The sequence below is a fragment of the Bacteroidota bacterium genome, assembly GCA_035506275.1.
In the GTDB taxonomy this organism is placed as follows: Bacteria; Bacteroidota; Ignavibacteria; order UBA10030; family UBA8401; genus JAGVPT01.
The window spans coordinates 366560-381654 of sequence record DATJPT010000006.1; the positions used below are offsets into that span (position 1 = coordinate 366560).

Sequence of the window (15095 nt, forward strand, 5' to 3'; positions counted from 1 at the left end):
GGGCCGGATTACTGGCGAGGGGCGGGGTGGCCGGAAGAACGAAGGTCCACGATTTCCACATGGTCGGGAACGGTGAAGGTGAAACGCTCGTCCGGAATTCCCGGATTAAAACGGATATTCGTCATCGTATAAACGGTCCGGGTTTCGTTCATGTCGATATACTCGACCTGCCGGACGCTCCAGTCGGCGTCATCGATCCATACTTTCAGCGACTTGATCGACTTGGGGGAGCCGGAAGTCGGCGAAAGCTTCAGGCAGTACGCGGCATGACGGTCGCCGCTGTTATCCTCAACAAGCGCGGCACGGAAATTCTTCGGCAAACCGACGAGGAATTGCTCCGGCGAGAGCGTGTTCGGATTTTCTTTGTACGAATCGATCAGCACCTGTTTGTTGACCGGTGAATAGGCCCAGACCGTTTTACCGTCGGTCACGAGCGTCTGCTCCTGCGACTCGACGCGGTATTTATTCCCTTTCTTCATCATCACCTTCCCGGTAAAGGATTGCTCGACCTTTGCATAGCTGAGCGAAACGGTCTGCGTGAAGTCGGCCGACGCATCGTCGACGCCCGCGTACGCGCGTTGAACTTTCTCAAGCACTTCTGCCGCACTCAGCTTTTCCTTCTGGGCGGAAAAGACCAGCGCGGAGACGCCGACTGCCAACATCCCTGCCGTCAAAAAAGAAACCGATCGTCGCATCATATGAGACTCTTCAGAATGCTTTCAAGTTCCGCTTCGCTTTCCACGAGCACCTCGCGCGCTTTGCTCCCGTCGAACGGTCCGACAATGCCCGCCGCTTCCAGCTCATCGACTAGACGGGCCGCACGCGAATAACCGACCTTCAACCGCCGCTGCAGCAGGGAGACCGAACCCTGCTGATGGCGGACGATGGTCCGCGCAGCTTCCTCAAACAATTCATCGCGTTCTCCCCCTCCCGAACTCATCGAGGCGCGCTGTTTCTCCAGCACCGACGGGAGTTCAAACGGCCTGCTGTATCCCTTTTGCTTGCCGATGTGGTCGACGATCGCTTCGACCTCGTCGCTCGAAATAAACGCGTTCTGGATGCGGATCGGCTTGGGACTTGATGAAGGCAGGTACAGCATGTCGCCGTTCCCGAGGAGCTGCTCGGCGCCGTTCATGTCGAGAATGGTGCGGGAGTCGGTCTTCGACGAAACCTGGTACGCAATGCGCGCAGGGAAATTTGCTTTGATCACCCCCGTGATGACATCGACCGAAGGCCGCTGCGTCGCAACGACGAGGTGGATCCCCACTGCGCGTGCGAGCTGCGCGAGCCGCGTGATCGGCTCTTCTACTTCGCGCGCCGCCGTGATCATCAGGTCGGCCAGCTCGTCGATGATGACAACGATATACGGGAGTTTTCTGTGCTTCAGCGTATCCGAATCCTTCAGCCGCCCCGACCCGATCCGTTCGTTGTAGTCGGCGATGTTCCTCACGCCGGCATGCGCGAGCTTGTCGTACCGCTGTTCCATCTCGAGCTCGACGGCCTTCAGCGCAAGCACGGCGTTTTGCGGCATCGTGATGATCTTTTCATCGATGTCCTTCGAGACGGCGAGGTAATGGTGCTCGAGCTTCCTGTAAAGGCTGAGCTCGATCTTCTTCGGGTCGACGATGAGGAACTTCACTTCGGACGGATGCAGGCGGTAGAGAATGCTGGCAAGGATCGTATTGATGCCGACGCTCTTTCCCGAGCCGGTCGAGCCGGCAATGAGCAGGTGAGGCATCTTGGAAAGGTCATCGACGTAAACCTCCCCCGAGATCGTTTTTCCCATCGCGAGGGGAAGCGCCGCCTGAGCATCCCGGAATTTCGCCGAATTGATGATGCTTCGGATCGTCACCAGCGACGGCTTATGATTCGGGATCTCCACGCCGACGGTCCCTTTCCCCGGGATCGGCGCCTCGATGCGGATCCCTTTCGCCTGCATCGCAAGAGCGAGGTCGTTCGCGAGGTTCACGATCTTCGCGACCTTGACGCCGGTCGCCGGGACAAGCTCGTACAGCGTCACGACCGGGCCGGGAGTGACGCTGACGTTCGCCACTTCGACGTCGAAGTCGGCGAGCTTCGCCCGGAGAAGCTCGGCGTTGGCTTTGAGCTCCGCATCGTCGATCGCTTCGGCCTGGCGCTGCGTGTTCAGCAGATCGACCGACGGAAAAACGTAATCGATTTCCTCATCCTCCACATCGCGCTCACCCAGATCGACCTCCTCGTCGCGCACCATCTCCTTGATGTCCAGGGGCGCTTCGTCCTGAGGCTCCGATGACGCAATATTGGCTTTCTCCGCTTCATCAACGGCAAATGTCCCGACGGACTGCGGCGCGTCGGTCTTCACAGGTTCTTCAACCGGAGGCATATTCCTTTGCTTCACGGCTCGGTCCGGCCTGGAGGATATTTCTTCCGCCGGACGCTTGACCTCGATCATTGCCTTCTGTTTTTCTTTTTCCACCTCGCGAAGAGCGCGCTGTTCTTTCCAACGCCCCAGAAGCGCATTCATTGCCGATGCGGTCATCACGAAGAAATTTTTCACCCGTTCCGACGTGACATGGAGGTCGAGGTCAATGGCGAGCGTTACCGTAATGAAAAGGAGCGAAAGGGTCACGATGATGCCCCCCGCCGATCCGATCAACTGCTTCAGCACTATCGAGAGAAATGCACCGACCGCCCCGCTCCATTGCGGCGAAAGGTCTTCGGACATCCCTACCAGCCTCAGCAGTCCGCAGAGCGTTGCCCAAAGGACGACGATGACGATGACATAATTCGTGAAATACACAAGGCGGCGAATGTCGCTGCGGCGAAGCGTCATCCATCCCCAGGCGAGCAGGAGAAACGGGAGGACGAAGACGGCGTAGCCGACCGTGGAGTTGATGAGGAAGTTCGACGTGATGGCCCCGACGAGTCCGAGCCAGTTGCCGGTGGCCGCGGCTTTCTCCTGGATGACAGGGTCGTTCGTGAAGATTTTATAGAGCTGTGAAAAGGGGACGTCGCCGCTCGCTTCGTCCGCGGGAGAGTACGAAACGAGGCAGAGCAGGACAAGGATACCGAGCACCATGACGAGGAACGATGCGATCTGTTTGTTGCGGCGGGAGTTTTTTCCCTCGTCGTTCTTCTTCCGGCGAGGTGCTGGTCGTTCCGTTAGGGTTGAGGTGTCGTCCATTGAAAAAAAAATTCTTATCCCTCTTGAACGTCGAGAGTGATGGAATGCTTGGTCTCCTCTTTCTTCAGCTTGATGACGTTGCCGATGAGGAGGGGAATGACGGGGATGGAATCGACGTCCACGCAGGTTTTCAGGTCGTTCTCGAAGCCGATGTCGACGAGATACTTTCCGTGGTCCGAGCTCCTCGCCATCTTGAGCAGATTTTTGCTCACGGTCTTATAGAGGACCTGGGCGGCTCCGGCGGCATCGTTCACGTCAACGACGATCGGCGAATCTTCCACAAGCATTTTGACCAGCATGCCGGCGCAGACCGCATCCTCGATGCAAAAGAGCTGCTTTTCGCCGGCACAGACGATCGAAAAATCTTCGCCGGCCTGGCGGATAAAGTCGGCCACGATCGACACGTTGATGAAGCCGGCGACCGCCATCCTTTTGGCGTACTTCGCTTTCACCATCGCCGAGGAACCGTTGGTCGTGCAGAAAATGATCGATTTCCCTTTGACCGCCTCTTCCGTGTATTCGCTGGGGGAATTCCCCAAATTGAAGCCGGTAATGATCTTTCCGTTCCGTTCGCCGCCGCGCAGCACGACATCCCCGAATAGATTCCCCGACACCTTCACGGCCGATTCGATCGATCCGACCGGGATGATCTCGCGGGCCCCGTTGTTCAGCGCCGTTACGATGGTCGTGCTCGCCCGCAGTACGTCGATCACGACGACATTCTTGTCGCGCAGCTGCATCTCATCGACTTGAGCAGGAGAAAAGTACACGTCAAGTTTCATCGCAACACCAGACCATTATTCAATAGATGGCGCTCGAACTGCTTGAGCGTAGAATTCGGCGTCAGGCCCTCAACTGCCGGCGGTTGATAATTCACCTCTTCAAAAACGGTAGCGCTGTGACTTTTCCGGGAACGGCCTTTCCACGGACATCGATGCCGACCGGACTGCCGGGAGAAGAATAGGACGCTTCGACGTATCCCATCGCGATTCCTTTTTCAAGGGACGGAGAGAAGGTCCCGCTGGTCACGGAGCCGATCGGTTTTCCATCCGCATGAATAGCGTACCCGTGCCGCGGAATGGCCTTTTCTTCGATCTCAACACCGACGAGCTTTCGCTTCAACCCTTCTGCCTTCACTTTTTCAAGGACTGTCTTGCCGATAAAATCCCCCTTTTTCAGTTTTGTGATCCAGCCGAGCCCCGCTTCGAGTGTATTGGTCGTCTGGTCAATGTCATTTCCGTAGAGACAATATCCCATCTCGAGGCGGAGCGTATCGCGGGCACCAAGCCCGACCGGCGCGATCCCGAACTCCTTCCCCGTGTCAAAGAGAGCATTCCATACGCGCTCGGCGTGCTCGGGGGAAAAATAAATCTCAAAGCCAAGCTCGCCGGTATATCCGGTCCGTGAAAGCATCATCGCGACTCCGGCAAGAGTTACGTCTTTGAACCGATAATACGAAACCGAGTTCAGGTCGACGGCCGTCAGTTTTTGAAGCACCGACTGTGATTTCGGCCCCTGGACCGCAAGGAGCGCCGTTGCGTCGCTGTCGTTCCGGAATTCAACGCCGGGCGTCAGGTGCCGGCTCATCCACTCAAAATCCTTCCCGATATTCGAAGCATTCACGACGACCATGAAACGGTCTTCGGCAAGCTTATAGACAAGGAGGTCGTCGACAATTCCCGCGTCGTCGTAGCACATCGCGGAATACTGCGCTTCGCCGGGGGTCAGTTTCGCAACATCGTTCACCGTGACGCGCTGAAGGAACGCTTCCGCATTCTTTCCCTTCACAACGAACTCCCCCATGTGCGACACGTCGAACACGCCGACAGCAGCGCGCACCGCGTTATGCTCTTCGATGATGCTCGAATACTGCACGGGCATTTCAAAACCGCCGAACGGAACCATCTTTGCGCCGAGCTTTCGATGGATCGAATGAAACGGCGTTTGCTTCATTTTTTCTGGCCTTTATTCCAATCGGCGAGGAACCGCTCGATGCCGATGTCGGTCAGCGGATGCTTGATGAGCTGGTCGATGACTTTGAACGGCATCGTGCAAATGTCGGCGCCCATCATCGCCGCGTCAATGACGTGAAGCGGATGGCGCACGCTCGCAACAAGCACCTGCGTGTCGTATCCGTAATTATGGTAGATCGTCACGATCTGTCCGATCAGGTCCATTCCGTTATGGCTGATGTCGTCGAGCCTTCCGACGAACGGACTGATGAAATAGGCTCCGGCTTTCGCCGCAAGCAAGGCCTGGTTGGCGGAAAAACAGAGCGTCACATTCGTCCTGATCCCTTCGGCCTTCAGCGCCTTCACGGCTTTCAATCCGTCCTTAATGAGCGGTACTTTCACGACGATGTTATCGTGGATCTTCGCAAGCTCGCGTCCTTCCTTCATCATTCCGTCGAACTCGGTCGAGACCACTTCGGCGCTGATCGGTCCCTGAACAATGGCGCAAATTTCCTTGAGGAGCGGAATAAATTCTTTCCCTTCCTTCGCCACGAGGCTCGGATTCGTCGTCACGCCGTCGAGGACGCCAAGGTCGTTCGCCTCTTTGATCTCTTTGATGCTTGCGGTGTCGATAAAAAATTTCATATTGATCTCTTTCTACGATTTATATTGAGCGGTGATGTCTTTATCCTGCTTTCGCGAGATGAACTTAAATTCGTCGATCGCGAGCCCTTTATCCTCTTCGAGCTTGATCTGGACAAAGAAGCGGAGCTTAATTTTCGTCAGCCGGCTGATCGTACCCTCCGTCAGGTGCAAGGCGATGCTCGGATGGACGCGAAGAATGAGCCTGAACTCCTTCGACTCGGATTTGAACCGGCGGATCCATCGCTCGATCTGGCTGACGATCGTCGTCTTCGACTGGATGAGTCCGCTGCCGCCGCACACGGGGCACGGCTCGGTGAAGCTGTGGATGATGCTCTGGCGGATCCGCTGCCGGGTGATCTGGACGAGGCAGAATTCCGTCATGGGGAGCACCGTGACCTTCGCGCGGTCCTTCCGGAATTCCTTCTTCAGCTCGTCGTAGACTTTCTTCTTGTTCTTCTCGTCCGCGATGTCGATGAAATCGATGACGATGATGCCGCCGAGGTCGCGCAGACGAAGCTGACGGCAGATCTCGCGCGCCGCTTCCAGGTCCGTCTTCAGCGAATTCAGTTCCTGTTCCTGCTTCGCAGCGTACCGTCCGCTGTTCACGTCGATCACCGTCATGGCTTCGGTGTGGTCGACGATGATGTAGCCGCCGCTCTTCAGCCATACTTTTCTCGAGAGGGTGGTTGCGATTTCCTTCTCAACGCCGAACACGTCGAAGATCGGTTCCCGCTTGCCGTAATATTCGATCTTCTCTACGAGCTGCGGGGAGACCAGTTTAACGTATTGCCTGATCTCCTTGAACAATTTTTTATTGTCGATGACAACGCGCTGTACGTCCTCGCTGAAGAGATCGCGGATGACGCTCGAGGTCGTCGCCATGTCCTTATAGAGAAGCGCGGGGGGATGTTCCTCTTTGACCCCCTTCTCAATTTCGCGCCACGTCGCAAGAAGAGATTCAAGGTCCTGAAGGAAGACTTTTTCATCCTGGTTCTCAGCATTCGTGCGGACGATAACGCCGAAGGACGGAGGGAGAATGCTGCGCACCAGCTTCCGCAGACGCCGCTTCTCCTTGAAACTGCTGATCTTTTTCGAGATGCCGACCTTCCCGTCGAACGGGAGGAGCACAAGAAAACGTCCCGGGAGAGAGACCTCGGTCGTGACGCGAACTCCCTTTTTTCCGACCGGCTCTTTCGTAACCTGGACGATGATTTCCTGTCCCTTTGTGAGGTTGACGTTGCGGCGCTGCCGCTGATCATACCGCGGACGATGGTCGTGCCGATTTTCCTGGCGTGCGGGAGGAGGCTGAACAGCGACGGCAGCCGATGACCCGTCTGGCGACGGGGGCGCGGCCGCGGCGGCCGGAACTGCCGATTGATGAGGCTCATCTTCATCATCGTCCGCATCCGTGTCGATGTCGGAGTCCTCTCCGAGCATGGCGTTGTATTGGCCCAGCGAAGCGCCGATGTCGGAAAAATGAAGGAAGGCATCCTGCGGCAGACCGACGTCAATAAATGCCGCCTGAATCCCGGGCATGACCTTCGCGACCTTGCCGACGTAAATATCTCCTACCAGCCTCTCCTTCTCTGGAGTTTCGACGAAGAGCTCAGCGAGCTTCCCTTCTTCGGTGATGGCGATGCGAACTTCGTTCGCGGTGGAGTTAATGATTATTTCTTTTCTCATGAAACTACATTCCTTGAATTGCGCCGAATAAAATTATTTTTCATCCCCTTCTGGCACGCGACAATCGAATAGCGGAACAGCGCAACTTCCTGACTATTATTGCTTGTGTAGTGAATTTCTAAAGCCTGCAAACGTATCCCCCCCTGCAACGAGGTTCGATGACGAACCTTACCGCTCAAAACCGGCGGAGAAGTGCCGGAATCGCATTTTGCTGCCTGGAAAAAGGCGCAACCGCCTTTTTTATAAAATTCATGTAAAGGTACGAAAATTCCGGCAGGCTTGCAAGCTATTTAATCGTAGGGGATTTACGGGATAGAAATAAAAAGGTCAAGCTTACTGTATCACACTTTCGGTAGCGGGCCGTTGCTTCCTTCCGGACCTGGCGGGGTTGGGCGACGTACGGTTGTACAGGGCTTGACCAAAACAGTGATCAGTTAACAGTAAGCCGTTAAAAGGCTCTTTGGGCAATTGATCTTTTTTTGATCACCGTTAACTGCTAACTGTTTACTGATTAGTGGAGCTGATCGGGATCGAACCGACGACCTATTCGTTGCGAACGAATCGCTCTCCCAACTGAGCTACAGCCCCGATTGACCAATACAGCTAACAATCAACAATGAACAGCTAACAGCTAGAAAAAAATCAAGTACTAAAGATCATTGCTCATTGTTCATTGTTGATTGACCTACACCCCCGATTGACCAAAACAGCCAGCAATCAACAAAGAACAGCTAACAACTAGAAAAAAATCAAGTACTAAAGATCATTGCTCATTGTTAATTGTTCATTGTTGATTGACCTCCCCCCATGACATACAAATATAAGAAAATTCGCCGGTTAAGGCAAGAAGGGAAATTCCAAGTCAGTAAGCCCTCTTTTCACAGGTCTTTCTTCATCTTTTGGTGAGGAATTGTGACTTCGACAAACTCGCCTCCCAGTTTTTCATATCCAAGTTTTTCATAAAAACCGATCACGGATTTTCTTGCGTTCAGCACCATCTTCTTCCGGCCCAAGCTCCTGGCGACATCTTCGGCGAATGCTACCAACTTTGCCCCTACATCCTTCCCTCTCCAGGCCTCGGCAACGCCAACCTGACGCATCTTGATCTCATTTCCGCCTACTGTCGTCAGGATAAGGACCCCGACGAGCCGGTCCCCGGCAAAGGCGCCAAGATGAACGTCATCGGCCTCCTTCGTCAAATTCTCATCATACAAACTCAGCCCGAGCGGCAAACGCAGCACGTTATTCCTCAATTCCAGCTCTTCCTTGTATTGGCCCGAGCCAAATTGGATCTTCCGTATCTCGATCTTGTCATTCATTGTTCGCGCTTTTTCTTATCAAAACCATTAGAATTTCGGATTATCCGTCTAGATTGTCAATACGGAAGACTGTATTGAACTTGTGCCATAATAGTAGTACACTAACCTCACTTTTCACAGGAAAAACGCAACCCTCCAAGTCTCGCAACGTATTGGTATTAAATCACATTCGACTTGACCAACTATTTTTCCCGTCAGGAGGACGTCGTGGTTAATAAACGCTTCTTCATTTCCTTGCTTGCGCTGTTTGCATGGAGCGCGCTGACAGCCCAGGTCAACATCAAGTTCACCGAATACACGCTCCCCAACGGCCTTCACGTTATTCTGCACGAAGATCATTCATCGCCCATCGTTTCGCAGGTCGTCGTCTACCACGTCGGATCGAAGAATGAAAACCCAGACAGGACCGGCTTCGCCCACTTTTTCGAGCATTTGATGTTTGAAGGTTCGCCGAACATCCCCCGCGGTGAATTCTTCAAGATGGTGCAAAACGCCGGCGGAGAGCTTAATGCATATACAAGCTTCGACAAAACGGTTTATTATATCACGGTCCCGTCAAATCAATTGGAGCTCGCGATGTGGATGGAGTCAGAGCGGATGCTGCATCTTAAGGTCGATTCCATCGGGATCGAAACCCAGCGTTCGGTCGTGAAGGAGGAACGGAGACAGAGTCTCGATAACAGGCCGTACGGGTCACTCATCGAACAGACGTTCTCGCACGCGTACAAGGTCCATCCCTACCGCTGGGTTCCGATCGGCTCATTCCAGTATATCGACAGGGCATCGTACGACGAGTTCTATCAGTTCTATAAATCGTTCTACCTTCCCAACAACGCCTGTCTCGTGATCGCCGGAGACATCGACACCGCAAAGACAAAGGCGCTGGTCGACAAATACTACGGCGGCATTCCAAAGGGAACGAAGGAAATATACCGGCCCACGATCGTCGAGCCGCCGCAGACCGCCGAGGTGCGCGACACGGTGTACGACAACATCCAGCTCCCTGCCGTGATCGAAGCTTACCATATGCCGGCGGAGGGAACAAAGGACTACTACGCCCTCAGCATGCTGACGACGCTCCTTTCGGGGGGAGAAAGTTCGCGGCTCACGAAACGTCTTGTCGACAAAGAGAAGGTCGCGCTCGGCGTACAGTCGTTCCCGTTCGACCTCGAGGACCCGTCGCTGTTCCTTCTTTTCGGCGTCGCCAACTTCGGAAGATCGCCGAAGGAGATCGAATCGAGCATTTGGGATGAGATCCAGAAGGTCAAAGATTCTCTCATCACCGACAACGAGCTGACGAAAATCCGGAACGAGGAAGAAACGGGCTTCATCGAAAAAAATTCGACCGACCAGGGAAAAGCGACCGAGCTGGCGAATTATTATCTCTTTTTCGGCGACGCAAACCTCATCAATTCCGAGATCAACAAATTCATGGCCGTGACGAAAGAAGACATCAAGCGCGTCGCGAACCAATACCTGACCGAAAAGAACAGGGCCGTTCTCTATTATTTACCAAAAACAAAAGTCCAGTAGGATTAAGGAGCTCTCACAATGAAAAAATCTTTCTCAGTATCGGCCGCATTGTTATGCCTGATCTTTTCCCTTTCCCAGGCTCAGCTGGACAGAAGCAAGATCCCCGGGCCGGGCCCCGCTCCCGCGATAGCGTTTCCTGATTACGACGTCCTGACAACGCCAAACGGCATTCGCGTCATCATCGTCAAGAACACGGAATTGCCGACCGTCAGCATCAGCCTGCTCATCGACCGGAAGCCCGACGTCGAAAAAGGGGACGCCGGATGCATCGACATTGCCGGCCAACTCCTGCGCACCGGCACCACGACCCGCACCAAGGACCAGCTGGACGATGAGATCGACCTGATCGGAGGCGATCTCAGTTCGAGCGGAACCAACGTCTATGCCTCGGGGCTTTCGAGGAACACCGAAAAACTGTTTGCCCTGATGTCGGACATCACCCTTCATCCTTCATTTCCCCAGGATGAACTGGATAAAATCATCACTCAGACAAAGTCGGGGCTGCAGTACCGAAAGACAGATCCCAGCATGATCGTGGATGTCGTACGAAAGAAGGTCATGTACGGCGCCGAGCATCCTTACGGCGAAGTGGAAACCGAAACAACCGTCGGCAACGTGACCCGCGAAAAATGCATCAACGCATACAACACGTATTTCAAGTCCAATTACGCGATCATGGCCGTCGTCGGAGACGTCGAAAAAGACAGCGTCATGAACCTCGTGAATAAATATTTTGGAGCCTGGGCGACAGGGACGATCGCTTCGCCCGTGTTCGCCGCGCCGCAGCGTCCGGATAAAGTGCACGTGGCATTCGTCGACAGGCCGAGTTCGGTCCAGTCCGTCGTCAGGGTTGCAGAAGTTGTGAACCTCCCGCGCGTCTCCCCCGACGTCCTTCCCGCTCAGGTGATGAACACCATCCTCGGCGGAGGCATCTTCCGGCTTTTCGTTAACCTGAGGGAAAAGCATGCGTACACTTACGGCGCCTACAGTTCCCTCAACGCCGACGAGCTTATCGGAAACTTTACCGCGTCGACATCGACAAAGAACGGGGTTACGGACAGCGCTCTGACGGAGATCTTCAACGAGCTCAACAGGATCCGTGATGAACGCGTGGACGCCAAAGAATTGCAGATGGCAAAGAATTATATGAGCGGTTCATTTGTGCGGGGGCTTGAACACGCAAATACCGTTGCCGAAGAGGCCACCGCGATCGAGCGTTACAACCTGCCGAAAGATTACTATAAAACATACCTGAAGCGTCTCGATTCCGTCACCGCCGAGGACGTCCAGGCCGCTGCGAAAAAATACCTTGAACCGAATGCGATGACGATCATCGTCGTCGGCTCCGCGCAGGAGGTCAAGGCGAAGCTGACAAAGTTCGGACCGGTCGCCGTGTATGACGAAGACGGGAACCTCATCGTCGAAAAAAGGGCACCGGCGGTGACGATGACGGCGGAGGAGATTTTCGCAAAGTCGATCGAGAAGAGCGGCGGCAAGGCAAAGCTGAAGGGGATGAAGGATAAAACGATCGAATTAAGCGGGAAGATCCAGAATATGGACGTCAAGCTGAAAGTTGTTCAGAAGGCCCCGAACAAACTATACGCCGAAACGGAAATGGTCGGGATGTTCAAGCAGCGGCAGGGGTTTGACGGAAAAAAGGGATGGGCTGCGTCTCCGCAAGGGACAAAGGACCTTGAAGGGGAACAGCTCGACGACATCCGCATCGAATCGACGTTTGATTTCTACGGCAACTACAAAGCGTTGGGGTTCAAGGCAGACGTCAGCGGAGTTCAGGTCGTGAAAGGAAAGGAATGTTACGAAATTACCTTCACGAACGATTCGGGGAAAACGATGAAGCAGTACTTCGGGACGGAGGACTTCCTCAAATACCGCGAAGTGAAAACACTCCCGACCCCGAACGGCCCGATCGCACAGACAACCGATTTTTCGGACTATAAGGATTTCAACGGTTACCTTGCCCCCGCAAAAATGGAGCAATCGGTTATGGGACAGACCTTCGAATTTACGACGGATAAGTACGAGGTCAACAAAGGGATCAGCGACAAGATCTTCAAAAAGCCTCTGCAGTAGATTAATTCTTCCTTGCATAGGCCTTCCCGGGAATCCGGCGGGGGCCTATGCTTTGTACACCCCCCCCTTGCTCCTGCGCACGATGTTACGCGTATCGACGATTGGAACGGTGAACCGTTCGAAGTCGATCTTCTTGTATTCGTTGTGGGCGGTGGCCACGAGAATGAGGTCAAAATTGTCCGAGATCTCGACCGATCTTCTTCCGGCAAATCTAGGAAATTCGCGGGTGTGTTTGATCGCCGGGATGTAGGGATCGTTGTAGCTGACGGCCGCTCCGCGCTCTTCGAGCTTCTCGATCAAATGGTATGAAGGGGATTCGCGGTCGTCGTCAACATTCGCTTTGTACGCGAGGCCGAGCATCAAGATTTTTGCCCCCTTCAGAGGTTTCCCGACTTCATTAAGCGCTTCCATCACGCGCGTGACGACAAACTCCGGCATGGCAGTGTTGATCTCTCCGGCGAGCTCGATGAATTTCGTCGTGACGCCGAACTCCCGCGCTTTCCACGTTAAATAGAACGGATCGATGGGGATACAATGTCCGCCCAAACCCGGCCCCGGATAGAACGGCATGAAGCCGAACGGCTTGGTCTTCGCCGCATCGATGACGTCCCATACATCGATCCCCATTTTCATGAACGTCGTTTTCAGTTCATTGACCAGCGCGATGTTGACGGCGCGAAAAATATTCTCAACAAGCTTGGTCGCTTCCGCCACTTTCACGCTCGAGACCGGAACGGTCCTGACGACGATCTGTTTATAGACCGCGTCGACGACCGCAAGGCCGTCGGGCGTCGTTGAGCCGACGACCTTGGGAATCGTTTCAGTGGTATAATCGGGGTTGTTGGGATCTTCCCGCTCGGGCGAAAAGGCGACATAAAAATCCTTATCGACTTTCAATCCGTTCTTTTCAAGAATGGGCACCATCACTTCTTCCGTAGTGCCGGGATAAGTTGTCGACTCAAGCACGACCATCTGCCCTCTCCGCAGATGCGGCGCGATCGCTTCGCAGGTCGAGACGATGAACGACATATCCGGCTCGCGATTTTTGTTCAGCGGCGTCGGCACGGCGATGAGGATGGCGTCGCATTCCTTCAGCCGCGAAAAATCGGTCGTCACGCTGAACCGCCCGGAATCGACCGCGCGTTTGATCCTCTCCGAAGGAATATGCTTGATGTACGATTTCCCTTTCGCAAGGGAATCGACCTTCGAGCCGTCGATGTCGAAACCGATCGAGCGGAAACCCTTCTCCACAAAACAATGGAGGAGCGGGAGTCCGACGTATCCCAATCCAATCACGCCGACGACGAATGATTTGTTTTCAATTTTTTGCAAAAGCTCGGATTTCATAGAGAGTGCGTTGTGTTAAGTTCGTGATGCCGTGTGAATTATGTTCCAGAGGTAATTCCTTCTACGATAACGAATAAGTCCGCCACTAAGCCCTTTGATCCTTGATGCCTTTTTGACCATGCCTTGAAATATCACCGCGTCAATTTGCCGGACATCCAACGCAAAACACAACAACGGCCGCACTATGCACGGGCAGCGCTCTTTTCATACCACTCGATCGTCCGGCGGATCCCTTCCCGTAGGGGGACCGAGGCTCTCCATCCCAATGCATTGATTTTGCCGACGTCGAGCAGCTTCCGCGGCATACCGTCCGGCTTTGTGACATCGAAGCCGATCCGTCCCGTGAACCCTGTCATTTCCCCGATGAGATGAGCCAAATCAAAGATCGAAATATCTTCTCCGCAGCCGATATTGATGATCTCGCTGCTGTCATACCGTTCCATGAGGAAGACACACGCGTTCGCGAGATCGTCGACATACAAAAATTCCCTCTTGGCCTTGCCGGTCCCCCAGAGCATCACCGAATCCGACCGCGAATTGCGGGCGTCGATGAATTTTCTGATGAGTGCCGGCAGCACGTGCGAATTTTGCAGGTCAAAGTTGTCGTTCGGGCCGTACAAATTCGTCGGCATCACGGAGATAAAATTTGTTCCATATTGCTTATTGTACGCCTGGCACATTTTGATGCCGGCGATTTTCGCCACGGCATACGCATCGTTCGTCGGCTCTAATTTTCCGTCGAGGAAGTACTCCTCTTTGATCGGCTGAGGGGCAAACTTCGGATAGATACAAGAACTTCCGAGGAAGCAGAGCTTCTTTACCTTATACAAGTACGAAGAATGAATTACGTTGTTCTGGATCTGCAGGTTGTCAAAAATGAACTCGGCGGGATACGTGTCGTTTGCGTAGATGCCGCCGACGATCGCCGCCGCCAGAAAAACATATTCGGGTTTTTCCTTCTCAAAAAAATCCCTGACCGCCTGCTGATTTTCGAGTTCCAGTTCCTCGTGCGTGCGCGACGCAATATTCGAATATCCGGATGCCCGGAGCGCTCGGGTGATCGCCGAACCGACAAGGCCCCGGTGGCCGGCCACATATATTTTGGACTTATACTCCATTATCGACGTCCGAGCAAAAGTTCTGCGTTTTAAGTTTCGGGCCTCAAATCCCTAATTTTCGTAACTAGAAACTATCGCAACTATATGTCACTTCACGCTTCCCAACGGGCCTGCGACCCGCCTGGTCGTTGACGATGCGCTCCCTTCGTTCGCTTACGTCCCGAAAGGGCCCTTTGGGGGCAGGATGATCTGCTATGTGTTCACTCTGAACATGTTCCCCAGGGTGACGCGCTGAAGGGTC

General features: G+C 54.1%; 11 protein-coding genes, 1 tRNA gene and 1 other RNA gene. 2 read left to right on the top strand and 11 right to left on the bottom strand.

Going from position 1 to position 15095, the window contains the following annotated elements; genetic code table 11:
• Positions 1-8 precede the first annotated feature (8 nt).
• From lolA to VMF88_04765, 9 genes are all read right to left on the bottom strand, one after another.
• A complete protein-coding gene (gene lolA, locus VMF88_04725) occupies positions 9-698 on the bottom strand; it encodes an outer membrane lipoprotein chaperone LolA (GenBank protein ID HTY10359.1) in 690 nt (229 codons plus the stop codon).
• Positions 695-3166, bottom strand: coding sequence for a DNA translocase FtsK (locus tag VMF88_04730; protein HTY10360.1), 2472 nt, complete (start codon positions 3164-3166; stop codon positions 695-697). The genes lolA and VMF88_04730 overlap by 4 nt, the downstream gene beginning before the upstream one ends.
• A 14-nt stretch (positions 3167-3180) precedes the next feature.
• On the bottom strand, positions 3181-3948 hold the full coding sequence (locus VMF88_04735; protein HTY10361.1) for a 2-phosphosulfolactate phosphatase: 768 nt from the start codon (positions 3946-3948) through the stop codon (positions 3181-3183).
• 91 nt (positions 3949-4039) lie between these two features.
• Positions 4040-5119: a glycine cleavage system aminomethyltransferase GcvT gene (gcvT, locus tag VMF88_04740; GenBank protein ID HTY10362.1), complete on the bottom strand. Its 1080-nt coding sequence runs from the start codon at positions 5117-5119 to the stop codon at positions 4040-4042.
• The gene (gene fsa, locus VMF88_04745; GenBank protein HTY10363.1) at positions 5116-5763 is read right to left on the bottom strand and encodes a fructose-6-phosphate aldolase; all 648 of its coding nucleotides are present in this window, start codon (positions 5761-5763) and stop codon (positions 5116-5118) included. Before fsa ends, gcvT begins: the two co-directional genes overlap by 4 nt.
• Positions 5764-5775: 12 nt before the next feature.
• On the bottom strand, positions 5776-7446 hold the full coding sequence (locus tag VMF88_04750; protein ID HTY10364.1) for an Rne/Rng family ribonuclease: 1671 nt from the start codon (positions 7444-7446) through the stop codon (positions 5776-5778).
• Positions 7447-7768: 322 nt separating this feature from the next.
• An RNA gene (gene ffs / locus VMF88_04755) (signal recognition particle sRNA small type) lies at positions 7769-7866 on the bottom strand.
• A 95-nt stretch (positions 7867-7961) separates the two neighbouring features.
• Positions 7962-8034 (bottom strand) — tRNA-Ala (locus tag VMF88_04760).
• A gap of 290 nt (positions 8035-8324) precedes the next feature.
• Entirely contained in the window at positions 8325-8765 is a 441-nt protein-coding gene (locus VMF88_04765; GenBank protein ID HTY10365.1) for a GNAT family N-acetyltransferase, read from the bottom strand.
• A 207-nt stretch (positions 8766-8972) separates the two neighbouring features.
• Here VMF88_04765 and VMF88_04770 point away from each other — a divergent pair, with 207 nt between their 5' ends.
• Both VMF88_04770 and VMF88_04775 read left to right on the top strand, forming a co-directional pair.
• Complete coding sequence (locus VMF88_04770; GenBank protein HTY10366.1) at positions 8973-10298, top strand: pitrilysin family protein; 1326 nt, start codon at positions 8973-8975, stop codon at positions 10296-10298.
• Between the two features lie 18 nt (positions 10299-10316).
• Entirely contained in the window at positions 10317-12389 is a 2073-nt protein-coding gene (locus tag VMF88_04775) for a pitrilysin family protein (protein ID HTY10367.1), read from the top strand.
• Between the two features lie 45 nt (positions 12390-12434).
• On the opposite strand, the gene VMF88_04780 is transcribed toward VMF88_04775, so the two are convergent.
• Positions 12435-13736, bottom strand: coding sequence for a nucleotide sugar dehydrogenase (locus VMF88_04780; GenBank protein HTY10368.1), 1302 nt, complete (start codon positions 13734-13736; stop codon positions 12435-12437).
• A gap of 182 nt (positions 13737-13918) precedes the next feature.
• Entirely contained in the window at positions 13919-14854 is a 936-nt protein-coding gene (locus tag VMF88_04785) for a GDP-L-fucose synthase (GenBank protein ID HTY10369.1), read from the bottom strand.
• Positions 14855-15095 lie beyond the last annotated feature (241 nt).